This is a genomic window from Rhodococcus sp. 05-2254-2 (assembly GCF_002259095.1).
In the GTDB taxonomy this organism is placed as follows: Bacteria; Actinomycetota; Actinomycetes; order Mycobacteriales; family Mycobacteriaceae; genus Rhodococcoides.
Genome location: NZ_NOZJ01000009.1, coordinates 541,680 through 567,157, shown reverse-complemented (window position 1 = coordinate 567,157; position 25,478 = coordinate 541,680). Strand labels below are relative to the sequence as shown.

The 25,478-nt window shown below is 66.8% G+C and carries 18 protein-coding genes and 1 tRNA gene; 12 read left to right on the top strand and 7 right to left on the bottom strand.

What is annotated here, in order from left to right; all coding sequences use genetic code 11:
- The first annotated feature begins 169 nt into the window (after window positions 1-169).
- A complete protein-coding gene (gene glgP, locus CH283_RS17480; RefSeq protein ID WP_094640373.1) occupies window positions 170-2,692 on the top strand; it encodes an alpha-glucan family phosphorylase in 2,523 nt (840 codons plus the stop codon).
- A 7-nt stretch (window positions 2,693-2,699) separates the two neighbouring features.
- On the opposite strand, the gene CH283_RS17475 is transcribed toward glgP, so the two are convergent.
- Both CH283_RS17475 and CH283_RS17470 read right to left on the bottom strand, forming a co-directional pair.
- A complete protein-coding gene (locus CH283_RS17475) occupies window positions 2,700-4,748 on the bottom strand; it encodes an ATP-dependent DNA helicase (RefSeq protein WP_094640372.1) in 2,049 nt (682 codons plus the stop codon).
- Window positions 4,749-4,798: 50 nt separating this feature from the next.
- The gene (locus tag CH283_RS17470; protein ID WP_094640371.1) at window positions 4,799-6,148 is read right to left on the bottom strand and encodes a nicotinate phosphoribosyltransferase; all 1,350 of its coding nucleotides are present in this window, start codon (window positions 6,146-6,148) and stop codon (window positions 4,799-4,801) included.
- Window positions 6,149-6,206: 58 nt separating this feature from the next.
- Here CH283_RS17470 and clpS point away from each other — a divergent pair, with 58 nt between their 5' ends.
- The 8 genes from clpS to CH283_RS17430 all read left to right on the top strand — a co-directional run bounded on the left by clpS (window position 6,207) and on the right by CH283_RS17430 (window position 12,061).
- Window positions 6,207-6,566 (top strand): ATP-dependent Clp protease adapter ClpS, encoded by a 360-nt coding sequence (clpS, locus tag CH283_RS17465; RefSeq protein ID WP_176460293.1) that lies wholly within the window; start codon window positions 6,207-6,209, stop codon window positions 6,564-6,566.
- A gap of 44 nt (window positions 6,567-6,610) precedes the next feature.
- Complete coding sequence (gene aosR, locus CH283_RS17460) at window positions 6,611-7,180, top strand: oxidative stress transcriptional regulator AosR (protein ID WP_068050408.1); 570 nt, start codon at window positions 6,611-6,613, stop codon at window positions 7,178-7,180.
- 9 nt (window positions 7,181-7,189) lie between these two features.
- On the top strand, window positions 7,190-8,275 hold the full coding sequence (locus tag CH283_RS17455) for a P1 family peptidase (protein WP_094640370.1): 1,086 nt from the start codon (window positions 7,190-7,192) through the stop codon (window positions 8,273-8,275).
- A 59-nt stretch (window positions 8,276-8,334) separates the two neighbouring features.
- Window positions 8,335-8,964, top strand: coding sequence for a rhomboid family intramembrane serine protease (locus tag CH283_RS17450; protein WP_094640447.1), 630 nt, complete (start codon window positions 8,335-8,337; stop codon window positions 8,962-8,964).
- 111 nt (window positions 8,965-9,075) lie between these two features.
- Entirely contained in the window at window positions 9,076-9,834 is a 759-nt protein-coding gene (locus CH283_RS17445; RefSeq protein WP_176460292.1) for a cyclic nucleotide-degrading phosphodiesterase, read from the top strand.
- A gap of 21 nt (window positions 9,835-9,855) precedes the next feature.
- Window positions 9,856-10,641: a ribonuclease PH gene (rph, locus tag CH283_RS17440; RefSeq protein ID WP_068050410.1), complete on the top strand. Its 786-nt coding sequence runs from the start codon at window positions 9,856-9,858 to the stop codon at window positions 10,639-10,641.
- Window positions 10,634-11,248 carry an RdgB/HAM1 family non-canonical purine NTP pyrophosphatase gene (gene rdgB / locus CH283_RS17435; protein ID WP_094640369.1) on the top strand — a complete coding sequence of 205 codons (615 nt, stop codon included), beginning with the start codon at window positions 10,634-10,636 and terminating at the stop codon, window positions 11,246-11,248. Before rph ends, rdgB begins: the two co-directional genes overlap by 8 nt.
- Before the next feature lie 9 nt (window positions 11,249-11,257).
- Complete coding sequence (locus tag CH283_RS17430) at window positions 11,258-12,061, top strand: esterase/lipase family protein (protein WP_094640445.1); 804 nt, start codon at window positions 11,258-11,260, stop codon at window positions 12,059-12,061.
- Between the two features lie 2 nt (window positions 12,062-12,063).
- Here the strand turns inward: CH283_RS17430 and CH283_RS17425 are convergent, their stop codons facing one another.
- From CH283_RS17425 to CH283_RS17410, 4 genes are all read right to left on the bottom strand, one after another.
- On the bottom strand, window positions 12,064-12,417 hold the full coding sequence (locus CH283_RS17425; protein ID WP_068050412.1) for a DUF3817 domain-containing protein: 354 nt from the start codon (window positions 12,415-12,417) through the stop codon (window positions 12,064-12,066).
- On the bottom strand, window positions 12,414-12,815 hold the full coding sequence (locus CH283_RS17420) for a transcriptional regulator (protein WP_068050413.1): 402 nt from the start codon (window positions 12,813-12,815) through the stop codon (window positions 12,414-12,416). The genes CH283_RS17425 and CH283_RS17420 overlap by 4 nt, the downstream gene beginning before the upstream one ends.
- A gap of 89 nt (window positions 12,816-12,904) precedes the next feature.
- Entirely contained in the window at window positions 12,905-13,561 is a 657-nt protein-coding gene (locus tag CH283_RS17415) for a maleylpyruvate isomerase family mycothiol-dependent enzyme (protein WP_094640444.1), read from the bottom strand.
- A gap of 62 nt (window positions 13,562-13,623) precedes the next feature.
- A tRNA-Leu gene (locus CH283_RS17410) sits at window positions 13,624-13,708 on the bottom strand.
- 108 nt (window positions 13,709-13,816) lie between these two features.
- On the opposite strand from CH283_RS17410, the gene CH283_RS17405 reads away from it, so the two are divergent.
- Window positions 13,817-14,608, top strand: a complete 792-nt coding sequence (locus CH283_RS17405) for a TetR/AcrR family transcriptional regulator (RefSeq protein ID WP_094640443.1) — start codon at window positions 13,817-13,819, stop codon at window positions 14,606-14,608.
- On the opposite strand, the gene CH283_RS17400 is transcribed toward CH283_RS17405, so the two are convergent.
- Window positions 14,575-15,306, bottom strand: a complete 732-nt coding sequence (locus CH283_RS17400; RefSeq protein ID WP_094640368.1) for a hypothetical protein — start codon at window positions 15,304-15,306, stop codon at window positions 14,575-14,577. The two genes, CH283_RS17405 and CH283_RS17400, sit on opposite strands and share 34 nt — an antisense overlap.
- A gap of 435 nt (window positions 15,307-15,741) precedes the next feature.
- Between CH283_RS17400 and CH283_RS17395 the strand changes: the two genes are divergently transcribed.
- Both CH283_RS17395 and acpS read left to right on the top strand, forming a co-directional pair.
- On the top strand, window positions 15,742-25,041 hold the full coding sequence (locus tag CH283_RS17395) for a type I polyketide synthase (protein ID WP_094640367.1): 9,300 nt from the start codon (window positions 15,742-15,744) through the stop codon (window positions 25,039-25,041).
- Complete coding sequence (acpS, locus tag CH283_RS17390) at window positions 25,041-25,433, top strand: holo-ACP synthase AcpS (RefSeq protein ID WP_008715184.1); 393 nt, start codon at window positions 25,041-25,043, stop codon at window positions 25,431-25,433. The genes CH283_RS17395 and acpS overlap by 1 nt, the downstream gene beginning before the upstream one ends.
- Window positions 25,434-25,478 lie beyond the last annotated feature (45 nt).

Below are 25,478 nucleotides of genomic sequence, written 5' to 3'. Positions count from 1 at the left end.
GGGCGCAACCTCTGATCGAACCGATCTCGGTGTGCTTCTACTCGTCAACCGTAGTGCAGCAATGCAGATGGCGCGTGCGCCGACGCATACTGCCCGCGACGGACACCGTGGAGCAGATTTCGTGCAAGCCGCCCATCGACACAGGTGTCCGTGGGTAGGGTTCGACTCTGTGAAAGCTTTGCGCCGATTCACCGTCCGAGCCCATCTTCCCGCCCGCTTGAATGCCCTCGCCGAGCTCTCGACAAACCTCAGGTGGTCGTGGCACTCGTCGACGCAGGATCTGTTCGAGCACATCGATCCGCTGTTGTGGACCGAACTCGAGCGCGATCCCGTGGCCGTACTGGGAGCCGTCGCACCGGCGCGTCTCGAGGAACTCGCGGCCGACGAGCGCTTTATGGCCGAGCTGGACGCCGCCGAGGCGGATCTGCACGACTACCTCGCCCGTCCGCTCTGGTACCAGAACGAGCTGGCCCAGGGACGTGCTCTGCCGTCGGGCATCGGGTATTTCTCGATGGAGTTCGGCGTCACCGAGGTGCTGCCGAACTACTCGGGCGGGCTCGGCATCCTGGCCGGTGACCACCTCAAGGCGGCCTCCGACCTGGGGTTGCCGTTGATCGGTGTCGGGTTGCTCTACCGCTCGGGATACTTTCGGCAGTCGCTGACGGCCGACGGTTGGCAGGCCGAACGCTATCCGTCCCTCGACCCGCACGGTCTGCCGCTGCGGTTGCTCACCGACGACGGCGACTCTCCGGTGCTGATCCACGTGTCCATGCCCGGATCTCGGGTTCTGCGAGCGCGGGTGTGGATCGCCCAGGTGGGACGCGTCCCGCTGCTGCTGCTCGATTCCGACATCGCCGACAACGACCCCGAGCTCAGAGGAGTCACCGACCGGTTGTACGGCGGCGACCAGGATCACCGCATCAAGCAGGAGATACTCGCCGGTATCGGCGGAGTTCGAGCGATCCGGGCCTACACCCGTGCGTACGGACTGCCCGATCCCGAGGTGTTCCACATGAACGAGGGCCATGCCGGCTTCCTGGGCGTCGAACGCATCCGCGAACTCGTCACCTCGGGAACCCTGGACTTCGACGCGGCACTGGCTGCGGTGCGAGCCGGCACCGTCTTCACCACTCACACCCCTGTCCCCGCCGGAATCGACCGGTTTCCGGCCGATCTGGTGCGGCACTACTTCGGAAGTGCGGACGGGGGCGCAGAGTCGGCGCTGCTGCCGGGTCTGCCGATGGACCGAATCCTCGCCCTCGGCGGCGAGAGCGACGCCTCGGTGTTCAACATGGCGCACATGGGGCTGCGCCTGGGCCAACGCGCCAACGGGGTGTCGAAGCTGCACGGAATCGTCAGCCGCGAGATGTTCAACGACCTGTGGCGGGGATTCGACGCCTCCGAGGTGCCGATCGGATCGGTCACCAACGGCGTTCACGCTCCGACGTGGTCTGCCCGGGAATGGTCGCTGGAGGGGGAGCTGTCCTCGGACCGCGTGTGGTCCACGCGCAACACCCTTCGCGCGCAACTGGTGGACGAGGTGCGGCGTCGGGTGCGGCGCTCGGCGCTCGAACGTGGCTCCACCGAGGCCGAGATCAGTTGGACAGCAAACGTTTTCGATCCCAACGTACTCACCGTCGGGTTTGCTCGACGGGTACCGACGTACAAGCGGCTGACGCTCATGCTGCGCGAACCCGAGCGACTGCGCGCCATGTTGCTGGACCCGGTTCGCCCGGTCCAGCTGGTGGTCGCGGGCAAATCGCACCCCGCCGACGACGGAGGAAAGGCGCTCATCCAGCAGATCGTCAGGTTCGCCGATCAGGCCGACGTACGGCACCGCATCGTGTTCCTGCCCGACTACGACATGTCCATGGCTCGATTCCTGTACTGGGGATGCGATGTGTGGCTGAACAATCCGCTGCGCCCGCTCGAAGCGTGCGGTACCTCGGGCATGAAGTCCGCGCTCAACGGCGGCTTGAACCTGTCGATTCGCGACGGGTGGTGGGACGAGATGTACGACGGGGAGAACGGCTGGGCCATCCCGACGGCCGACGGCGTCACCGACGACAATCGCCGTGACGATCTGGAGGCCGCTGCGCTCTACGAGCTGCTCGAACAGGCAGTGCTGCCGAAGTTCTACGACCGCGGGGACGACGGCGTGCCGAGCCGCTGGATCGAAATGGTGCGGCACACCCTCGAGCAGCTGGGCCCGAAAGTGCTGGCGTCGAGAATGGTTCAGGACTACACGCTGGGCTACTACGCGCCCGCAGCCGAATCCGCCCGCGCGGCCTCGGCGGAGAACCACCGCGGTGCCACGGACGTCGCGTCGTACCGCCGGCGCGTCGAACAGGCATGGGGCGCAGTGAAAGTCACCCGCGTCGACAGTGAAGGTCTGCCGGACACACCGGTGATCGGTGCGGAGCTCTCGCTGCGCGCGAACGTCGATCTCGGTGGACTGGACGCCTCGGACGTCGTGGTGCAGGCGGTCGTGGGACGCGTCGACGAGGACGAGAACCTCACCGACATTCGCACGACGGCCATGACGCACGTGGGAACCGATGGCGGCGAGCACGTGTACGCGGGCGAGACGCGGCTACCGCACAGCGGCACGGTGGGATACACGGTGCGGGTGCTTCCTCATCACCGCGGTCTGGCCTCGGATGCCGAGCTCGGTTTGGTGGCGACTGCCTGAGGGGCAGCTACTTTCCGGCCAGGCGGGTGAGGGCCTTGCGGACCACCTCCGGGTCCGAGGTCTCCCAGAACGGCGGCAGCGAGGCACGTAGGTAGCCGCCGTAGCGGGCGGTCGCGAGGCGCGAATCGAGAACGGCGACAACACCTTTGTCGTCGACGCTACGGAGCAGTCGACCGACGCCCTGCGCCAGCAGCAGGGCTGCATGGTTGGCAGCGACCGCGAGAAAGCCGTTGCCGCCACGTGATTCGACGGCCTGCTGCCTGGCCACCAGCAGCGGATCGTCGGGCCGCGGGAACGGAATGCGGTCCAGGATCACCAGGCTCAGCGACGGGCCCGGGACGTCGACGCCCTGCCACAGTGACAGTGTCCCGAACAGGGAGGTGGCCTCGTCGTCGGCGAACTTCTGCACCAGGGCACCGGTGGAGTCGTCGCCCTGGCACAGGATCGGCGTGTCGAGGCGCTCCCGCATCTCCTCGGCGGCGGCCTTGGCGGCGCGCATGGACGAGAAGAGTCCGAGTGTGCGGCCACCGGCGGCGCTGACCAGCGACTCGATCTCGTCGAGGTAGGACCTGGAGAGGCCGTCGCGTCCGGGCGGCGACAGATGCTTGGCGATGTACATGATCCCTGCCCGAGCGTGGTCGAACGGCGACCCGACGTCGAGCGAATTCCACCTGATCGACCCGGTGTCGGACGGCGGTTCCACACCCGACGCCATCGCGGTGTCACTGCGCGACGGCTTCTCCGCAGGCAGGCCCCAGTTGACAGCCAACCCGTCGAACGATCCGCCCACGGTCAAGGTCGCGGAGGTGAGGACCACGGTGGACTCGGCGAACAGGCGCGCTCGCAGCAGCCCGCCCACCGACAGCGGTGCAATGCGGACGGTGCGTTTGACGTTGCCGCGGAAATCGTCGACGGCATGCCAGACGACGTCCTTGCGTTTGGCCGGATCGGGTTCGTCGAATGCCGTGAGAACACGGACCGCGCTGTCGTGGACCTCGTCGACCGCCACGAGCGCGGCGCTGCGAGCCGCGGCGGCCTCGGGGTCACTGGTGGCCATGCCCTGCTTGTTGGGGCCGATCGCGGTGCGTACCGCCCAGGCCGCGTCGCGAATGGACGCGAGCGCGGGGCCGACGCCGTCGGGTAGGGACTGCCACCGGCTCGGGGGCAGCTCGTCCAGAATCGCGGCCCAGTTCTCGGCAGCTCCCTCGAGCTGGTCGACCGTCTCCTCCTCGATGAGCTTCGCGCTACGACGCGCCGCGGCGGTGACGGTCGCGGCCGACAGTTCCTCGGTGGCCACGCCGGTCACCCGGTCGACCAATTCGTGGGCCTCGTCGACGACCACGACGTCGTGCTCGGGCAGGATCTGGATTCCGGTGATCGCGTCGATCGCGAGCAGGGCGTGGTTGGTCACGACGACGTCGACCTGGGCGGCCTCGGTGCGGGCGCGCTCGGCGAAGCAGTCCTCGCCGACGGGGCAGCGGGATTTGCCCAGACATTCACGCGCGGTGACGCTGACCTGGCGCCAGGCCTGATCGCTGACTCCGGGCACGACGTCGTCGCGGTCGCCGGTTTCGGTCTCGGACGACCACTTGGTCAGCCGTACCACCTCGCGTCCCATCCGCGAGACCGCGAACGGGTCGAACAGTTCCGCATCCGGTGCCTCTTGCGCTGCACCGGTGTGGATCTTGTTCATGCACAGATAGTTGTTGCGGCCCTTGAGGATTGCGAACTTGGGGCGACGGCCGACGGCCTCGGTCAGGGCGTCGGACAGGCGGGGGAGATCGCGGTCGACCAGCTGCCGCTGCAGCGCGATGGTGGCCGTGGAGACGACGACGGTCTTGCCCGATTCCACCGCGTGCCTGATGCTCGGGACGAGGTAGGCGAGGGACTTACCGGTTCCGGTGCCCGCCTGCACCGCCAGATGTTCGCCGGTGTCGATGGAGTGCGCCACCGCCGAGGCCATCGTCAGCTGATTGCTGCGTTCCTTGCCGCCGAGCGAGTGCACCGCGACCTGCAGGAGAGCGGGAACGGTTGGCAACTCGGTCTTCGACGGCACCGAAGCAGACTACTGCCGATCGCCCACCCGGTTCGGTACCGACACCGCTCTCACCACTCGACGAACCGGGTGGGTATCGCCGGCTCGCCCTGGGACAGCTTCAGGCCCTCCCACGGGAGGCTGACGAGGCGCCTGGCGAGCAGGTCGCGGCCGTCGGCGAGCGTCGGTAGGTCGGCGACTCGTTCTCCGCCGCGAACCAACGGCGTGGTCAACGTCTCCGCCGTCAGATCGTCGTCGACGGTCGGGGGAGCGTCGAACGGGTACACGATCTCCTCGACTGCGGTGCCGGTGCGGCGCGCGGTACGCAGCGCCGCCTTGGTGCCACCGCGCGACTCCTTGTGACTGCTGCGCTTGGCGACGGGAATGCCGTCGACGGTGACGAGTTTGTAGACCATGCCGGCCGTCGGGGCACCGGATCCGGTGACCAGCGACGTGCCGACGCCGTAGGAGTCGACCGGCTCGGCTCGCAATGCCGCGATGGCGTATTCGTCGAGGTCACCCGAGACGACGATCTTGGTTTTCGGCGCACCCAGGGCGTCGAGTTGGTCGCGCACCTGCCGGGCGAGCACACCGAGGTCGCCGGAGTCGATGCGCACACCGCCGAGTTCGGGCCCGGCCACCTCGATGGCGTTGGCAACGCCCTGGGTGATGTCGTAGGTATCGACGAGCAGTGTGGTGCCCACACCGAGCGCGCGCACCTGAGCCGCGAATGCGGACCGTTCGTCCGGGCCGTCGGCTGTGGTGTGCAGCAGGGTGAAGGCGTGGGCCGAGGTGCCTGCTCCGGGAACACCGTGCCGGCGAACGGCTTCGAGATTGGACGTCGCGGTGAATCCGGCGAGATATGCCGCGCGTGATGCGGCGACAGCGGCTTCCTCGTGGGTTCGACGCGACCCCATCTCGATGATCGGACGGGACTTCGCGGCCGCCACCATCCGCGCTGCAGCGGACGCGATGGCGCTGTCGTGATTGAGGATCGAGAGCACAACGGTCTCGAGGACCACGCACTCGGCGAAGGTGCCGCGGACGGTCAGAACAGGTGAGCCGGGGAAGTACAGCTCTCCCTCTCGATAGCCGTCGATGTCGCCGGTGAACCGGTAGTTGCGTAACCACTCGACGGTGTCGGCGTCGAGGAATTCGGCGACGATCCGCAACTCGTCCGGCCCGAATCGGAAGCGCGCGATCGCGTCGAGAATGCGTCCGGTGCCGGCCAGAACTCCGTATCGACGGCCACCGGGCAACCTGCGCGCGAAGACCTCGAAGCTGCAGATGCGATCGGCGTAGCCGCTGGCCAGGGCGGCCGAGAGCATCGTGTATTCGTACTGATCGGTCAGCAGCGCGGTGCTGGCACCGTCGCTGTGATTCGCGTGATCTGTGGTCGCGTCGTTGCTCACCTCGCCCACACTACGAGCGAAGGGGCGAGCGTGGGACGCTGGCCCGATACGCCGTACCCTGTTGGGCATGCCTTGGTTGACGGTGGACGGCTCGCTTCTGCCCGTGGACGGCCTCTCGGCACGTGAGGTCGTTGCTGCGTCACCGCAAGCGGTCCCGGCCCAGACCGAGGCCGTTGCGGCCGACGAATCTCACGACACCCCCTGGGTCACCATCGTGTGGGACGACCCGGTCAACCTGATGCACTACGTCACCTACGTCTTCCAGAAGCTCTTCGGCTACAGCAAGGCCAAGGCGACCGAGCTGATGATGCAGGTGCACTCCGAAGGCAAGGCCGTGGTGTCGAGCGGCGAGCGCGACGCGATGGAGAACGATGTTCGACGGCTGCACGCGGCGGGTCTGTGGGCCACCATGCAGCAGGACAAGTAGTCAACCGCTCATCACCTCTTCGGCAGAGAAGGACATCAGCAACAGTGCGCACGTGGACGAGACGGAATTCGCTGTCCGGGGTCAAGATCAAGTCCGAGATCGACGCTCGTGAGGCCGCCGTACTCCGTTCGCTTGTCGGCTCGGTTCTCGGATTGCTGCGCGACCGTTCCGCCGCTGCGCCCACCGACGAACTCGCAGCGCTGACCGGTCTGCGCACCGGGCACAACAGCCCGCCCGAGGATGCCGCACTGGCGCGGCTGTTGCCGGACTTCCACCGCGCCGACCCCGGCCGCGACGAGGAGGATCCGACCGACCTCAACGGTGCCCTGCGCGGACTGCACGAGCCCGAGATCATCGACGAGAAGTTGGCTGCCGGATCGATGATCCTGGCCACGCTTCCCGAGTCCGGTGGCAAGATCGTGCTGACCCAGGAGCAAGCGGATGCTTGGCTGACCGGCCTCAACGACGTGAGGCTGGCGCTCGGCACGACGCTGGGGATCAGCGCGGACACACCCGACGTTCTCGACGAGGGTGATCCTCGCGCTCCACATCTCGACGTCTACCACTGGCTGACCTGGATGCAGGATTCACTCGTACAGGTCCTCATCCCCTAGGACGCACGCGTGACCGCTGCATTCCAGACTCCCGGACCGCGGGACTCCCTGACCGACGTGGCCGGTCTGCTGGTCGGTCATCATCACGAACTCGACGACGACGCCGCGATGGGCTCCGGTTCGGCCACCGGCTGCACCGTCGTGCGTGCGCTGGGTGGTGCGACGGCGGCCGTCGATGTTCGCGGCGGCGGGCCGGGGACTCGCGAGACCGATCTGCTCGATCCGAGCCACTCCGTGCAGCACGTCAACGCGATCCTGTTGACCGCGGGCAGTGCCTACGGGCTCGCCGCGGCCGACGGTGTCATGCGGTGGCTCGAAGAGCACGGTCAGGGCATCCCGATGGGCAGTCCCGATCACGTCGTACCGATCGTCCCCGCCGCGGTCATCTTCGATCTTCCGGTCGGCGACTGGGCTTCTCGGCCGACGGCGGAATTCGGCTATCTCGCCGCGGCCGCAGCGGCAACCGATTTCGCGACGGGATCGGTCGGGGCCGGTGTCGGTGCCCGCGCCGGAGTTCTCAAGGGCGGTGTCGGTACCGCGAGCACGGTGATCGAAGGCGGTCCGGCGGACGGGGTCACCGTCGCGGCGCTGATGGTCGCCAATCCGGTGGGCGCGGTGTTCGACCCGCGTACCGGCCTGCTGTGGGGCGTCGGCACGCTCGGGCCCGCGGCGTTCGGGATGCGCAAGCCCGACGTGAACCAGCTGTGGTCCGCGCTCGCCCTCGAGCCGAAGGGCACTGCGCTCAACACCACGATCGGTGTCGTCGCCACCGATGCTGCGTTGTCGTCCGCGTCGTGCAAGCGGATTGCCGTCGCCGGTCACGACGGGTTGGCGCGGGCCGTGCGACCGGCACACTCGCCGCTCGACGGCGACACGATCTTCGCAGTGTCGACCGGCACCAGACCCGTCACCGCGGAGTCCTCGGTGCCCGCCGCGTTCTCCGCGGAACTCCCGGTACTGGCCGCGGTCACCGAGGCCGCGGCGATCGTCGTCGAGCGAGCCATCGCCCGGGCCCTGCTCGACGCCACCTCGGTGGCCGGCATCCCCACGTACCGCCAGATCTTCACGTCCGCGTTCGGTGGATCGGGAGCTTGAGCTCAGCTCGCGCGATACCTCTGCCCGGTACCGTGGAGGGAACTGTTCCGGAGGCGATCATGAGCGATATCAGTAACCGTCCCGCCGAGCGTGCGCGGCCGGTCTGGATGCAGGCCGCCATTCTGGTGGGAGCATTCACCGTGTTGCTGTGGGTCATCGAGTTCATCGATGTGGCCAGCGGTTCGAGGCTCGAACGCAACGGGATACAGGCCCGATCGGTCGAGGGTTTGTGGGGCATTCTGTTCGCGCCCGTGCTGCACGACGACTGGCAGCATCTGATCGCGAACACCGTGCCGATCGTCGTACTCGGATTTCTGGTGTTGCTCTCCGGTTTGACGCGTGGTCTGGCTGCCACCGGGATCATCTGGGTGGTCGGCGGGTTCGGTACCTGGCTGACCGCCGGTTCCTACACGAACACGATCGGCGCGTCGATCCTGATCTTCGGTTTCATCGCATACCTGTTGGTGCGTGGCTTCTTCACCCGCAAGCTCGGTCAACTGGCGATCGGAGTCGTGGTGTTCGTGCTGTACGGCAGCGCACTGTGGGGCGTGCTGCCGAGCGAGCCCAACGTCTCCTGGCAGGGGCATCTGTTCGGCGCGGTAGGCGGAGTGGTTGCCGCTCGACTGCTGTCCGCCGACGCGCGAGCCGAGAGGGCGCGCGCGAAATCGCTCGATCGGCCCACCTCGTAGTTCGAGGTAACTCCGGACACACCTGAGTTCGGCGGTGAATTTCGCCGACTCGCGCTGTGAATACTGCCCGAACGTTTCGAGTGATGCGCTCGGCGTGGCAGCATGGCTTTCATGCGAATTACCGTCCTGGGATGTTCGGGCAGTGTGTCCGGACCCGATTCACCCGCGTCGGGCTACTTGTTGGAAGAAGAGGAGACCGCGCCGGTCGTCCTCGACTTCGGTCCCGGCATCCTCGGGGCGTTGCAGCGCTACGCCGATCCGGGAGATGTGAGCGTTCTGCTCTCGCATCTGCACGCCGATCACTGCCTCGACGTTCCCGGACTACTGGTGTGGCGTCGCTACCATCCCAGCCCGCCGGAGGGACGAGCGATCGTCTACGGACCCAAGGACACGGCGTTCCGGCTCGGAGTCGCCTCGGCCGAGTGCGGCGGGCAGATCGACGACATGTCCGACATCATCGACCTGCGTCGCTGGGTGGACGGACGCACAGTGGAGTTCGGCAAGCTGTCGATCCTCGCTCGGCAGGTGTTCCATCCCCCCGAGTCGTACGGCATGCGCGTCACCACGGCGGAAGGCCGCACTTTCGCCTACAGCGGAGACACCGGAATGTGTCAGGCAGTCCAGGACCTGGCGCACGGGGCCGACATGTTCCTGTGCGAGGCGTCGTGGACCGACAGTCCGGAACGGCCCGAGGGCGTGCACCTGTCCGGAACCGAGGCCGGCCGCATCGCTCGTGAGGCCGGGGTGGGGGAGCTGCTGCTCACCCATATTCCGCCGTGGACGTCCCGCGAGGACGTCATCGCCGAGGCCAAAGCGGAGTTCAGTGGACCGGTGCATGCCGTTCTCCCAGGGGACGTCTTCACCGTCTGAGGACGCGCTAGGCTTCGAGTCGTGTCCAGACGAGAAGACGGCAGGGCGGACGACGAGCTCCGCAACATCAAGATCACCCGCGGCTTCACCAGCCACCCGGCAGGGTCGGTGCTGGTCGAGTTCGGCAACACCAGGGTGATGTGCACGGCCAGCGTCGAGGAGGGCGTGCCGCGCTGGCGGAAGGGATCCGGCCTCGGTTGGCTCACCGCCGAGTACGCGATGCTCCCGGCCGCGACGCACACTCGCAACGGCCGTGAGTCCGTCAAGGGCAAGGTCGGCGGGCGTACCCAGGAAATTTCCCGCTTGGTCGGGCGTTCACTGCGTGCCTGCATCGATTTGGCCGCCATCGGCGAGAACACCATCGCCCTCGACTGCGACGTACTGCAGGCCGACGGCGGAACCAGAACTGCAGCTGTCACCGGAGCGTTCGTGGCTCTCAACGACGCCGTCACCTACCTGCGAGCAGCGGGACGCCTCGCCGATCCGCAGCCCATCTCGTGCATGATCGCCGCCGTCAGTGTCGGCGTCGTCGACGGCCGAGTGCGCCTCGATCTGCCTTACGAGGAAGATTCGCGCGCCGAGGTCGACATGAACGTCGTCGCCACCGACACCGGCACGCTGGTGGAGATCCAGGGAACCGGAGAGGGTGCGACCTTCCCTCGAACCACACTCGACAAGCTGCTCGACTCCGCATTCGTCGGCATCGAGAAGTTGTTCGAGGTGCAGAAGGAAGCACTGGCGTTGCCGTACCCCGGCGATCTGCCCGAGCCTGCGGCCGCGGAATCGAAGAAGAAGTTCGGTGGCTGACACCGAGCTGCTGGTAGCGAGCCGAAACGCGAAGAAATTGCGTGAACTCCGGCGGGTGCTCGACGCCGCCGGAGTGGCCGGGATCGAGCTGGTCGGCCTCGACGAGGTGCCGCCGTTCCCGGAGGCACCCGAGACCGGAGCGACTTTCGAGGATAATGCACTCGCCAAGGCGCGTGACGGAGCTGCGGCCACCGGATTACCTTGTGTGGCAGACGATTCCGGAATAGAAATCGATGCCCTGAACGCGATGCCAGGGGTGCTCTCGGCTCGCTGGTCCGGTACACACGGGCAGGACGAGGCCAACACCGCACTGGTTCTGGCGCAGTTGAGTGACACCCCCGACGAGCGTCGCGGAGCCGCATTCGTCTCGGCGTGTGCGCTGGTGATTCCCGGCGGCACCGAGACCGTGGTCCGCGGTGAATGGCGCGGAGTAGTGGGCCGAGAGCCGGTGGGGGAGAACGGCTTCGGCTACGACCCCATTTTCGTGCCCGAGGGCGACGGCCGCAGTGCCGCGCAACTGAGCCCGGACGAGAAGGACGCCGCCTCACATCGCGGTAACGCACTGCGAAAGCTCGTTCCGGCGCTCGAAGAACTGACGGGGCGGTAGCTCGTGGCGATGCGAACCGTTCTGACGCGGACGTCGGTTGTGTTCGCCGCCGCTGCGCTGTGCCTGGCAGTTGCCCCGGCCTCCGCGGCACCGGCCGCGGGCTCCTTCGCCGAGGCGTTCGCGTACTCGATCGCGCACCCGGGCGTGACTCCTCCGGGCTCGAACGACTTCTCGTGTGTTCCGAGCGCGCAACACCCGGAGCCGGTGGTGCTGGTGCACGGCTTCCTGGAGAACTCCTACGACAACTGGGCATCGCTGTCGCCGAAGCTGGCCGAAGCCGGATACTGCGTGTTCGCGATCGACTACGGCAACACCGGCCCGGTTCGGGCGTTCGGTGCGCTCGAGCCCATCCCGGAGAGTGCCGCGGAACTGTCGACGTTCGTCGATTCCGTGCTCGAGGCAACAGGTGCGCAGAAGGTGTCGATCGTCGGCCACTCGAAGGGTGGCACGGTGCCGCGCTACTACGCCCGCTTCCTCGGTGGAGACCGAACGGTGGCGCGCATCGTGGCTTTGTCTCCGCCGAACTACCCGACGGCGGGCCCGCCGGTGCAGGACGACTTGCTCGAGCGACTGAACGAGGGCAGCGACACCGTCTCGGGCATCGAATACACGACGATCGTCACCCGTTACGACCAGATCGTCGTTCCGTACACTGCCTCGCTGCTCAGCGGCGCAGGAAACACGAATGTGGTGCTGCAGGACGTGTGCCCGGCCAACACCGTCGAGCACACCGGAATCTCGTACGATCCGCTTGCTCAGCGGCTGGTGCAGAACGCACTGGATCCGGAGAACGCACAGCCGATCAACTGCTGAGGTCAGACGCCGAAATCGGCTTTGACCTGCTTGGTGCGCTTGTGCTCGACGTAGAACGACAGGAACGGGATGGTCCCGGCGAGCAGTGTGCCGATCGTGCGGGCAGCAGGCCACCGTACCTTGATCGCCAGATCGACGGTCAGCACGAGATACACGAGGTAGACCCAACCGTGCACGACGGCAATCCAATTGGGCACGTTCTCGACCTTGAATATGTACTTGGCGACCATCTCGGTCACGAGAACGAGCAGCCAGATTCCCGTGGCGTACGCCAGAACGCGGTAGCGCAGCAACGCGGACGCGATCTTCTGTGTCTTGTTCGCAGACGCCTGCGTCTTCTCCGGTGCCGAACTCACGTGGTGCTCCTGTCGGTCCCGCGGGATTCGTTCAGCTCCGCGAGGTAGCTGTTGTATTCGAGTAGTTGCCGAGCCTCGGGATCGTCGAGGTCTCGGGCGTCCGCCGCAGGCGCGCTGCGCTTGGGGAGCAGGTCGAGGGGCACCTCTGTGGGTCCGTCGGGTCGCGCTGCTGCCGCCTCGTCCGGGTCCTCGTCTTCGAGGCGGACGAACTTGCGGTAGGCGTAGATCACGAACACTGCGAACAGAGGCCATTGAAAGGCATATCCGAGGTTTTGGCCGTTTCCGCCCACTGCCTCGAAGCGCTCCCACTGCCACCAGCCGAGGCCCAGACACACCGCCGCGGACACGATGACCAGCGCGATCAGTGCTGGCCGACGGTTCGGGCGGGATGAAGTCACCCCTCGACGGTACCGGAGGTACTACTACTGCAGGTAGTCGCGTGCTGCGGCCCGGCGGTGATTCTCACCATGGACGGTTCGAGTTCGGCTCACGCCCGACGACGGTTGGCCCGTGCCTGGGCGAGTTGCTCGGCACCGGGCCCGGTCACGTCCGCCAGGGCGCTGCTGCGTCCGGTCAGAACCAGTGCCAGGGTGCCGGCCGATCCTTCGATGACCGGGCCCTCGCCGCGGCTCCAGTCGAGATCGGTCGCGCGCCACTGCAGTCGAAGCTCGGGGCCCTTGAACGGTGCGGCACCGCTCGCGGGCACCAGGAAGTCGAGCATCGTGATCATGCGGTGGTCGGGGACGTGGTGTTCGATTCCCAGCGGCGTGCACAGGTCCAATCCGTGCACGATGACGTCGGACAAGGGGGCCAGCGGACCGTGGCCAGGCGGGGTGAATTTCTTGTCGGCGTGGGCGGTGAGCAAGGCGGGCAATTCGTCTTCGTGCTCGCGACGAACGCGCGTGGTCATCAGTTGATTGGCTCGGTCGAAGTTGCCTCGGGTGCGCACCATGACGAGTCCGAACTGCCAGAGCGGGACGATCAGTGGCACCACCAGATGGGCGGCGACGTCTCGGACGGTCCAGGCCTCGCACAGCGATTGGGCGCCCCATTGTTCGGGGGTGAGAGTCTCGAGAGTTCTTGCGAGAGAACGTCTCTCGTCTGCGATCTCGGCGAAGATCGTGTCGTTCGATTCCTCGGGCATTCGAACCGCCTTCACACGTCGGAACTTGCAGAAGTCTCGAGAAAAGCCGGGCCGAACGACCGTGGTGCGCGAGGGGGGACTTGAACCCCCACGTCCTGAGACACTGGAACCTAAATCCAGCGCGTCTGCCAATTCCGCCACTCGCGCGTGCCGGTGAAGTCTACAACCCGGATGGTTGTTGTCAGTGCCGCGGTCTGCTCGACTGTGTGCCCACGTCATGCGGTGTACACCGTACGGTGTCGCTACACTCGCCGAGTGGCATCGAAAAAGGACGTCCCCTTCGACCCGGCCCGGATACTCGGGCTTCTGTGGCGAGTCGGTGCCAAGCCGAGTCGGACCGGACTGAGCGTGGATGCGATCGTCGATGCCGCCATCGAACTGGCCGATGCGACCGGTCTGGAGTCGGTGTCGATGCGGAACGTGGCACAGCATCTCGGTGTCGGCGCGATGTCGCTGTACACACATGTGCCGGGCCGGGAAGAGCTGGCCGATCTGATGATCGATCGAGCGCTTGCGGGTCTCTACTCGCACGTCGACGAGCCGGCCTCCGTCGCCGGCGGATGGCGTCCAGCGATGCGCTTCGTTGCCGAGCGCAATTGGTCTCTGTATCAACAACATTCGTGGCTTCTCGAGGCGGAGGGGGCACGGCCCGTGCTCGGTCCGCACACCAACGACAAGTACGAGGCCGAGTTGCGCCCTCTCGAAGGCATCGGCCTGGGCGACGTCGAGATCGACTCCGTTCTCACTCTGGTTCTCACTCACGTCTCCGGTACCGCGCGAGCCCTGGCCGGCGTGACCCGTGTCAAGGAGCAGTCGGGCATGTCCGACGCCCAGTGGTGGGCGGCTACCGCGCCGATCCTCGAACGGGTGATGGACCGCGAGCGCTTTCCGGTGTCGTCTCGGGTCGGGACGGCCGCGGCGACGTCGTACGACGCCGCCAGCGACCCCGTGCACGCCTACCGGTTCGGGTTGGAGTGCATTCTCGACGGTGTGGAGGCGATGATCTCGCGAAGTCAGCCCGTCGGTCGAAGTGCCGCCTCGGAGTGACGCTTCTTCGGCCTGCGTAACTTGTGTTGATATCGCCAGATTGCGTGCTCGAGTGAGGCGAGTTCGGTGCTCAGTGCCTCCGCCGTCGTTGCAAGGATCACGGACGCGCGGTCCTCGGCAAGGCCGACGGACAGGTTCTGGTGGAGCGGTTCGAGCGCGTCGGCGACGAACGAGTTCAGATGTTCGGTCGCCTTGTCGGTGCGCACTCCCAGATGCATGAGCATGCACTCCCAGGTGGTCTCGCCGAGCCCGGGAATTGCGCAGAACGCCTCGAATTGGTCCTCGGTGTGCTGCACGAAGTCGCTCGAACGACTCAGGCCCACCGAGATCAACGTCCGAGCAGCCACGGCAGCGGCAGCACCCTTGGTTCGACTGTTTCCCGGAACCAGTTGACGGTTGGAGAGAATCTCCACGAGTAGATCCGGACTGTTGGTCAGTTCGGCGAGGGTTGTCAAGTCGTCGAGTCGGTTATCGCCGCGATGCGATCGCCATCGCTGGACGACCGCACGGACCCCGCTCGAAGGGCCGCCGTAGGGAGCGCGCGCCGAGAAGATCGCATCCAGCAACGCCACCTCGCTCTCGCCCCGCCACCCCGGTGTCCAGTGTGGCGAACGGGATTGCGGCGCATGCGATTCGATATGCAGAAGCATCGCGTCGAGCTCGTCCTCGGTGCAGATATCCGTTACCGATGAATACATGAATTCCCCCCGGATTTCGTCGACCGCTCTCCCGGCGAGCGGCTCGTTCGCACAAGGTAGAGGACCGCACCGACAAGGTTGGGAGCTGCTCGTCTGTGCTCGAGATCACATCACGAAAAGATAACGAAAAATGCGAGGCTTTCCTCATGTTCTGGTGTTCCGCTCGACGCTCTCGCCAGCGTGGATACGGGTTACCGACGAGTCGGGTAAACAAAAGGTAAAGCCACTTCGAGTGACGTACTCGCTGGTAGCACTCGGACGTCCGAGCAAACCTGAGGATTTCCTCATGATTTTGTGTCAACCTTGAGCAGCGCGGAGGAGACCTGTCGACGAAGACCGGCTCACCGCTTCGACCCTGTAGCCCACGACGCCATGGGGCAGTCATCACAGCGAACGCCCCGACCCCCGAGGCGTCCACGAGAGGAATCTTCAGCCTTGACGATCAACGAGAGCACACCATCACACGGACGAGGCTCGCGAAGCACCGGCAACGCAGACAAATCCCCTAGAAGCAATGGCGGCTCTCGGACTCTGGCAGATCGTTTCGCCGCGGGCGAGCCGTACGCGTTGGCCTTCGGCGGCCAGGGCGCACCATGGCTCAGCTCCCTCGAGGAACTGGCTCGCGACTCCGCGCTCGAACCCGAACTGACCGATCTCGTCAACGAGGCAGCAGTCACTCTCGCGCCCGTGGCAGACGAGCTGCTGGTCGTGCGATCGGTCGGCTTCGACCCGATCGGCTGGATGCTCGAACAGGACCTCGCCGACGACGACACCGTCGGCTCGTACGGACCGTCCGAGGCAGCGCTGACCTCCGCTGCCGTCTCGCTTCCCGGAGTGTTTCTCACCCAGGTCGCAGCACTGCGTGCGTTGAAGTTGCAGGGGCTCGATCCGGCCCAGACCCCGCCCGTCAAGGTCGTCGGACACTCGCAGGGTCTCATCGCCGCCGAGTCCGTCGCAGCCGATGGCGCACAGGATGCGAACTTCCTGGCTGTCGCCCAGCTCGTGGGTGCAGCGGCAGGTCTCGTCGGCCGCCGCCGCGGCATCATCGGTGCCGGAGACCGCGCGCCGATGGTCTCGGTTGCCAACGTCGAACCCGCACGACTGCAGGCGATCATCGCCGAACTCGCGATCGACGGAGCGCCGGAGCGATCTGCAGCTCTCGCCATCCGCAACGGCCGTCGTCGCGTCGTACTCTCCGGGCCGCCGGCCCAGCTGGCTCGCGTGCAGGAGAAGTGCGAGCAGATCGCTGCCGAGGAAGAGCGTGACCGCGACGCCAAGAAGCGTGGCGGTGCCGTGTTCGCCCCGGTCTTCGAGCAGCTTCCCGTCGAGATCGGCTTCCATCACCCCGCCCTGGCAGATGCCGTCGAACTCGTCAGCGCCTGGGCGCAGCGTTGTGGGCTCGACGTCGACCTCGCACGCGAGCTCGCACAGAAGATCCTCGTCGACTCCGTGGATTGGGTCGACGCCATCGACGGTGTCGTCGACGCCGGTGCCGACTGGATTCTCGATCTCGGTCCGGGCGACCTGCTCACCCGCATGACCACCCCGGCGTTGCGTGGACAGGGCGTTGGCATCATCGCCGCGTCCTCGCGCGGTGGCCACCGCAACCTGCTCACTCCGGGAGCTGCTCCCGAGGTCCAGCCCGCATGGTCCGCCTACGCCCCCACTCCGGTCACGTTGCCCGACGGCCGCGTCGTGGTCGAGACCTCGTTCACCAAGATGACCGGACGTTCGCCGATCCTGCTCGCCGGCATGACGCCGACGACGGTCGACGCCAAAATCGTTGCCGCAGCTGCCAATGCAGGCCACTGGGCCGAGCTCGCCGGTGGCGGCCAGGTCACCGAGGACATCTTCACCGATCGTGTCGCCGAGCTCTCCACGCTTCTCGAGCCCGGCCGCGCAATCCAGTTCAACTCGCTCTTCCTCGATCCGTACCTGTGGAAGCTGCAGCTCGGCGGACGCCGCATCGTGCAGCGCGCTCGCGCGGCGGGTGCGGCCATCGACGGCGTCGTCGTCACCGCAGGCATCCCGGAACTCGAAGAGGCAGTGGCCCTCATCGAAGAGCTGTCCGAGGCAGGCATCAGCTACGTCTCGTTCAAGCCCGGCACCGTCGCGCAGATTCGCGCCGTCATCCGTATCGCCAACGAGGTTCCCTCGTACCAGGTCAACGTCCACATCGAGGGTGGCCGCGCAGGCGGACACCACTCGTGGGAGGACCTCGACGACCTGCTGCTGACCACCTACGCGGAGCTGCGGTCACGGCCCAACCTCGTCGTCTGTGTCGGCGGCGGCATCGGCACACCCGAGCGGGCAGCGGAGTACCTCACCGGAACCTGGTCGGCTGTGCACGGCTACCCGAAGATGCCGCTCGACGGCATCCTCGTCGGTACTGCCGCGATGGCAACCCTGGAGGCCACGACGGCTCCCGAGGTCAAGCAGCTTCTGGTCGACACACCCGGAACCCCCGACTGGGTCGGTGCCGGTACCGCGAACGGCGGAATGGCCTCGGGCCGTAGCCAGCTCGGTGCCGACATCCACGAGATCGATAATGCGGCATCGCGGTGCGGCCGACTGCTCGACGAGGTCGCAGGCAACGCCGACGCCGTGGCCGAGCGTCGCGACGAGATCATCGCCGCACTCGACGGCACCGCCAAGCCCTTCTTCGGCGACGTCGCCGAGATGACGTACCAGCAGTGGCTCGTTCGCTACCTCGATCTGGCCATCGGGACCGACTCGCGCAGCGACTTCGATTGCGGCGGCGAGTTCACCGATGCCGTGTCCGAGGCACGCGAGTCGGTGTGGCTCGACGTCACCTGGCGTACCCGCTTCCTGGAGATGCTGCAGCGCGCCGAGGCTCGGCTGCACCCCGTCGATCGCGGACCCATCCCCACCTTGTTCGCCGATGCCGAGGTTCTCGAACGCCCGCGTGCAGCTCTGAAGTCGCTGCTCGCACAGTTCCCGGACGCCGCCGACGTGGTTCTGCACCCGGCCGACATCACCTTCTTCACCTCGCTGTGCCGCATGCCCGGCAAGCCGGTCAACTTCGTCCCCGTCGTCGACGGCGACGTGCGCCGCTGGTGGCGCAGTGACTCGCTGTGGCAGGCACACGACGCTCGCTACTCGGCCGATCAGGTCTGCATCATCCCCGGTACCGTCGCCGTCGCGGGCATCACTCGCGTCGACGAGCCCGTGGGCGAGCTGCTCGATCGCTTCGAGAAGGCCACCGCGGATCAGCTTCTCGCCGAGGGCGTCGAGCCCACGGCCATCGCGAGCCGTCGCCACGCCGAGATCGCACCCGGACTGCTCGGCATCGTGCTGGCTGCTCCCGACGTCACCTGGGCCTCGCGGATGACGCAGAACCCCGTTGCACGCCTGGGTGATCCGGCCGACTGGACCGTGGAGTCCGAGACGGTCGCGGCGCACCCGCAGACCGGCTCGACGCTGACCGTGCTCGATTCCGAGCACGTGGAGCTGCTGGTTCCGCTCGCCCCGGGCAAGGAAGTACGTATCCGCCTGACGGTTCCGGCCTCCACGATCGACGGCGGCGCTCCCGTCGTCACCGCGCAGGACGCACAGCAGGCCATGTCGGCTCTGCTCGGAGTTGCTGCAGGCCAGGACCTTCCGGCCGTCAAGGGCGGCGCCGCCCGGCTGAACATCGCATGGATCCCCGATCTGATCGCCGATCACGCAGGCGTCACCGGCTCCGGCCTGCCGGACTCGCTGACCGTCAGCGGCAAGGCCGTTCCCGACGTTCTGGTCGGTGCCTGCTGGCCCGCCGTCTTCGCCGTCCTGGGTGCCACCCGCAACGCCGAGGGCATCGACGTCATCGAAGGCATGCTCGACCTGGTGCACCTCGACCACAGCGTCAACCTGGTCGGCGAATTGCCCACCGACACCTCGATTCTCGTGGTCAAGGCTGCGGCAGGAGAGGTGCTCGACACCGACCTCGGCCGCGTCGTCGAGGTCACCGTCGAGATCGGTGCCATGCTCGGCGAGGGGCTCGACGCTCCCGCCGTCGCAACTCTCGTGGAGCGCTTCGCCATTCGCGGACGCACCGGCAAGGGCGAACTCGTCGATCCGGCCCGCGCCGGCGGCTCGGTGAGCGCCGACGCCAAGGACACCCCGCGTCGTCGCCGCCGTCAGGCCACCATCGTGGCCCCGCGCAACATGGCCGCGTTCGCTCAGGTCTCGGGCGATCACAACCCCATCCACACCTCGGACGCCGCGGCGCTGCTCGCCGGCCTCGGCAGCCCGATCGTGCACGGCATGTGGCTCTCTGCTGCCGCACAGCAGACGGTGACCGCAGTCGACCACTCGGACACCAAGACTCCGCCGCGTCGCCTCACCGCATGGACCGCGCGCTTCCTCGGCATGGTTCGACCCGGAGCGGAGATCGATGTTCGCGTCGACCGCACCGGATTCGACCAGGGTGCCGAACTGATCGAGGTTTCCTGCCGTGTCGCAGGCGAACTGGTCATGGTCGCCACCGCTCGCACCGCGCCGCCGAAGACCGTCTACGCGTTCCCGGGCCAGGGCATCCAGCGGGCGGGCATGGGCCTGGACGCTCGGTCTCGCTCGAAGGCCGCACGTGAGGTGTGGGAGCGTGCCGACAAGCACACCCGCAGCGCACTGGGCTTCTCCATTCTCGCTGTGGTGCGCGACAATCCGACGTCGCTCAAGGCGCGCGGCGTCACCCACAAGCACCCCGACGGTGTGCTGCACCTGACGCAGTTCACCCAGGTTGCGATGGCTGTTCTCGGCGTCGCGCAGGTTGCCGAACTGCGTGAATCCGGTGCGTTCGTGGAGAACTCGATTCTCGCGGGCCACTCGGTCGGTGAGTACAACGCTCTCGCAGCCGTTGCCGGTGTGCTCCCGCTCGAAGCCGTCCTCGAGGTCGTCTTCCAGCGTGGTTCGGCCATGCACGCGCTGGTTCCGCGTGATGCCAGCGGCCGCAGTGACTACCGCATGGCAGCTATCCGCCCGTCGCAGATCGGCTTGGCCGATCAGGACGTGCAGGGCTTCGTCGCCGGTGTCGCAGAAGAATCCGGTGAGTTCCTCGAGATCGTCAACCTCAACCTGCGCGGTTCGCAGTACGCCATCGCAGGCACGGTTGCCGGTCTCGGCGAGCTGGAGAAGAAGATCGCGATCCGCCGAGCGGAGTTCGGTGGCAAGGCCGCCTACATCATGGTTCCCGGCATCGACGTGCCGTTCCACTCCACGGTGCTGCGCGGCGGAGTCGACGATTTCCGCAACCGCCTCGAGACGCTGCTCCCCGAGCAGATCGATCCGGCGATCCTGGTGGGGCGCTACATCCCCAACCTGGTGCCCAAGCCGTTCTCGCTCGAGCGCGAGTTCGTTCAGGAGATCGCCGATCTGGTTCCGTCCGAGCCGCTGAACACCGTTCTCGCAGAGTTCGATTCGTGGGCAGCACGGCCGAGCGCTCTGTGCCGGGTGATCCTGACCGAGCTGCTGGCATGGCAGTTCGCCAGCCCGGTGCGCTGGATCGAAACCCAGGACCTGCTGTTCGCAGACGAGTCCGACGGCGGCATGGGCGTCGAGCGCTTCGTCGAGATCGGCCTGGGGGCAACCCCGACCGTGGCCAACCTCGCGTCGCAGACCCTCAAGCTGCCGGGCCGCTTCGGCCACCCGGTCGAGGTTCTGAACCTCGAGCGCGAGGCTGCGATCATCTACGGCACCGACACCGATCCGGCTCCGGCCGACGAGGAAGAGTCGACACCCGTGGAGGCCGCTGCTCCGGCGGCAGCTGCAGCTCCGGCCGCAGCACCCGCTCCGGCATCAGCACCGTCGGGCGGACCTCGTCCGGACGACATCGCGTTCGTCGCCGCCGATGCAACCAAGATCCTCATCGGTCTGTGGACCAAGCTGCAGCTCGATCAGATCGGGCCTGCCGACACCATCGAGGCTCTGTGTGACGGTGTGTCCTCGCGTCGTAATCAGCTGCTCGTCGACCTCGGTTCCGAGCTCTCGCTCGGTGCCATCGACGGTGCAGCCGATGCCGACATGGGTGCGCTCTCGGGCACGGTGAACAAGCTGGCTCGTACGTACAAGCCGTTCGGTCCGGTGCTCAGCGACTCCATCAACGACCATCTCCGCAAGGTCTTCGGCCCCTCGGGTCGGCGCCCGGCCTCGATCGCCGATCGCGTCAAGAAGACCTGGGAACTGGGCGACGGCTGGGCGCACCACGTCACCGCCGAGGTCGCTCTCGGTACCCGTGACGGTGCCTCGGTTCGTGGTGGCGCGCTCGGTGGCCTGGCCGACGGCGCTCTCGCCGACGGCAACGCAGTCGACAACGTCATCGACGCGGCAGTGGCCGCGGTGGCCGCACGCCGCGGCGTTGCAGTCTCGATGCCGCAGGCAGGCGGCGGAGCCGGCGGAACCGTCGACGCTGCTGCTCTCGGTGAATTCACCGAGCACATCACCGGCCGCGACGGCGTCCTCGCCTCCGCAGCCCGGTTGGTGCTCGAACAGCTCGGACTGGCCGATGCGCCCAACGCACTGCTGGCCGAGGATCCCGACGCTGCTCTGGTCGAGCTGGTCTCGGCCGAGTTGGGATCCGACTGGCCTCGCCTCGTCGCCCCGGCGTTCGACGCCAAGCGCGCCGTCCTGATCGACGACCGGTGGGCCACCGCCCGTGAGGACCTGGCCCGGTTGTGGCTCGGTACTGCAGGCGACGTCGCCGTCGAGTCCTTCGCCGGTGCCGGCAATGCCGTTGCAGCTCAGGCACAGTGGTGGAAGGCCAAGGCCGACTACGAGAACAAGGCAGTGCTGGCCGAAACCTTCGGACGCATCGCGGACATCGCGGTCGTATCCGAGGACAAGGGCCCATGGGCCGACGAGGTCGCAGTGGTCACCGGCGGCAGCAAGGGCTCCATCGCAGCTGCGGTGACGGCCAAGCTGCTGGCCGGGGGAGCGACGGTCTTCGTCACCACCTCCAGGCTCGACGACGAGCGACTCGGCTTCTACCGCAGCCTCTACCGCGACAGCGCACGGAGCGGAGCGTCGCTCTGGGTGGTTCCGGCCAACATCGCGTCGTACACCGACGTCGATGCTCTCATCGAGTGGATCGGTAGCGACTACATCGACACTGCCGGTGGCGCAAAGACTCTCGTCAAGGCCGCCACGACTCCGACGATGCTGTTCCCGTTCGCAGCGCCGCGGGTCATGGGCGAGATGTCCGACGCCGGAGCTCGCGCCGAGATGGAAATGCGAGTGCTGCTCTGGTCGGTCGAGCGTTTGATCACCGGACTGTCGAAGGTCGGTTACGACACCGACATCGACACTCACCTGCACGTGGTGCTGCCGGGATCGCCGAACCGCGGAATGTTCGGTGGAGACGGTGCCTACGGCGAATCGAAGGCCGCACTCGACGCAGTCGTCGCCAAGTGGGGCTCGGAGAAGAACTGGGCCGAGCGGGTGTCCATCGCCCACGCTCACATCGGGTGGGTGCGCGGCACCGGTCTGATGGGTGGCAACGATCCCATCGTCGAGGCCGTCGAGGCCGAAGGCGTTCGCACCTGGTCCACCGACGAGATGGCGACCGAACTGCTCGAACTGTGCACACCTACCGCTCGCCGTCAGGCTGCGCAGGAGCCGATCGTCGTCGATCTCACGGGCGGCTTGGCCAACACCAAGCTCAACCTCGTCGATCTCGCTCGGGACGCGGCTGCGGCCGCTGCCGAGAAGACCGAAGAGGCAGTGGACAACTCGGTCATCGCGGCGCTGCCCGCACCGCCGCGGCTGTCCACGTCGACCACGGCTCCGGCCTGGCCGACACTGGACGTCGACCCGAAGGACCTGGTCGTCATCGTCGGCGCGGGCGAGCTCGGACCGTACGGTTCGGCGCGTACCCGCTTCGAGATGGAGGTCGACGAGCAGCTCTCTGCCGCAGGCGTTCTCGAACTCGCATGGAACACCGGCCTCATCGCCTGGGAGAACGATCCCAAGCCGGGTTGGTACGACATCGAGTCCGGTGACCTGGTGCCGGAGGAGGACATCGCCGACAAGTACCACGACATCGTGGTCGAGAAGTGCGGTATCCGTACCTACGGCGACGACGGCGCGATGGTCGGCAACACGGCTCCGCTGATGACCTCCATCTTCCTCGACAACGACCTCACGTTCGTGGTCGGAACCGAGATCGACGCCCGGTCGTTCGCAGCAGCGGACCCCGAGCACACGCTCATCACCCCGGTTCCGGATTCGAGCGACTGGCAGGTCACCCGCAAGGCGGGCACCGAGATTCGCGTTCCGCGCAAGATGAAGCTCACCCGCACCGTGGGTGGACAGATTCCCACCGGATTCGATCCCACCAAGTGGGGCATCTCGCCCGACATGGCCAGCTCGGTCGACCGAGTCGCCCTGTGGAACATCGTCACCACGGTCGACGCGTTCATCTCCTCGGGCTTCAACCCGTCGGAACTGATGCGCTGGGTGCACCCCACGTTGGTCGCCAACACACAGGGCACCGGCATGGGCGGCATGGAATCGATGCGCTCGCTGTACATCGACACCTTGCTCGGCGACGCTCGTGCGAACGACATCCTGCAGGAAGCTCTGCCGAACGTCGTTGCTGCGCACGTGGTTCAGTCGTACATCGGTAGCTACGGCGCGATGGTTCACCCTGTCGCCGCCTGTGCCACCGCGGCGGTCTCCGTCGAAGAAGGCGTCGACAAGATCAAGCTGGGCAAGGCGCAACTCGTGGTCGCCGGCGGCTTCGACGACCTGAGCACCGAGGGCATCATCGGCTTCGGCGACATGTCGGCCACCGCGGACTCGGCAGCGATGACCGCCAAGGGCATCAGCGATCGACGGTTCTCGCGGGCCAACGACCGCAGGCGCGGTGGATTCGTCGAATCCCACGGCGGCGGAACGATTCTGCTCGCTCGCGGAGACCTGGCACTCGAGATGGGCCTGCCGGTCCTCGGAGTGGTGGCCTACGCACAGTCGTACGGCGACGGAGTGCACACGTCCATCCCGGCTCCGGGGCTCGGCGCGCTCAGTGCCGGTCGCGGCGGCAAGGATTCGGCGCTCGCGCTTTCGCTGAACGCACTGGGCGTCAGTGCAGACGACGTGGCCGTGATCTCCAAGCACGACACCTCCACCGCAGCCAACGATCCGAACGAGGCGGAACTGCACACTCGCCTCGCCAAGGCCATCGGCCGTTCGGACGGCGCTCCGCTGTTCGTCGTCTCGCAGAAGAGCCTCACCGGACACTCGAAGGGTGGAGCGGCTGCCTGGCAGCTGATCGGCCTGTGCCAGGTGCTGGCCAACGGTGTCATTCCGCCGAACCGCAGCCTCGACTGCGTCGACGACAAGATGACCGGCTTCGAGCATCTGGTGTGGGCACGGGAGCCGCTGCGCTTCGGTGACTCGGTGCCGCTCAAGGCAGGTCTGCTCACCTCGCTCGGATTCGGCCACGTGTCCGGACTCATCGCTCTGGTGCACCCGCAGGCGTTCCTCGAGGCCGTTCCGGCGGACCGACGTGCGCAGTACATCGCGAAGGCGAACGAGCGTCGCATCGCCGGTCAGCGCAGGCTGATCTCCGCGATGGTGGGAGGAGACTCCCTCTACGAGCGGCCGGACGATCGACGGCTCGGACATGACGGGACGCCGGCCAAGGCGTCACGCGAACTGGAGGCAAACGTGTTGCTCAACGAGTCCGCTCGCCTCGGCGCGGACGATGTCTACTCCTCCGGTCTGCCGGGTGCCATCTGATGGCGATCCTGGGAGTGGGTTTCGACCTGGTGACGGTGTCCGACTTCGCCGAGCAGATGGAGAAGGTCGGCACGACGATGATCCGCGACAGCTTCACCGCGGGCGAGCGGCGTCATGCAGCAACGAAGAGTTCCGACCCGACCCGCCACTACGCGGCTCGGTGGGCCGCCAAGGAAGCGGTGCTGAAGGCATGGGCGACATCGCGATTCGCGCGTCCGCCGCAGATCGGCGACAACCCGTATCCGTTGATCGAGGTCGTCAACGATGCGTGGGGTCGGCCGTCGATCAAGTTGCACGGGATGGCACAGGAGTTCCTGCCGACGGTGAAGATTCATCTGTCGCTGACACATGACGGCGACATCGCCGCCGCGGTGGCGATTCTGGAGGAGTGAACTCGCTCCGAGAACGAGTCAGGCCCGTCCGATCCAGGTGATCGG

What these genes read in the sequence shown, in the direction of transcription:
- CH283_RS17450 (WP_094640447.1), top strand. Translation starts at nt 8,335, where the DNA reads ATGAGCGATATCAGTAACCGTCCCGCCGAGCGTGCGCGGCCGGTCTGG.
- CH283_RS17415 (WP_094640444.1), bottom strand. Translation starts at nt 13,561, where the DNA reads ATGCCCGAGGAATCGAACGACACGATCTTCGCCGAGATCGCAGACGAG.
- acpS (WP_008715184.1), top strand. Translation starts at nt 25,041, where the DNA reads ATGGCGATCCTGGGAGTGGGTTTCGACCTGGTGACGGTGTCCGACTTC.
- clpS (WP_176460293.1), top strand. Translation starts at nt 6,207, where the DNA reads ATGCCTTGGTTGACGGTGGACGGCTCGCTTCTGCCCGTGGACGGCCTC.
- CH283_RS17400 (WP_094640368.1), bottom strand. Translation starts at nt 15,306, where the DNA reads ATGTATTCATCGGTAACGGATATCTGCACCGAGGACGAGCTCGACGCG.
- CH283_RS17445 (WP_176460292.1), top strand. Translation starts at nt 9,076, where the DNA reads ATGCGAATTACCGTCCTGGGATGTTCGGGCAGTGTGTCCGGACCCGAT.
- CH283_RS17430 (WP_094640445.1), top strand. Translation starts at nt 11,258, where the DNA reads ATGCGAACCGTTCTGACGCGGACGTCGGTTGTGTTCGCCGCCGCTGCG.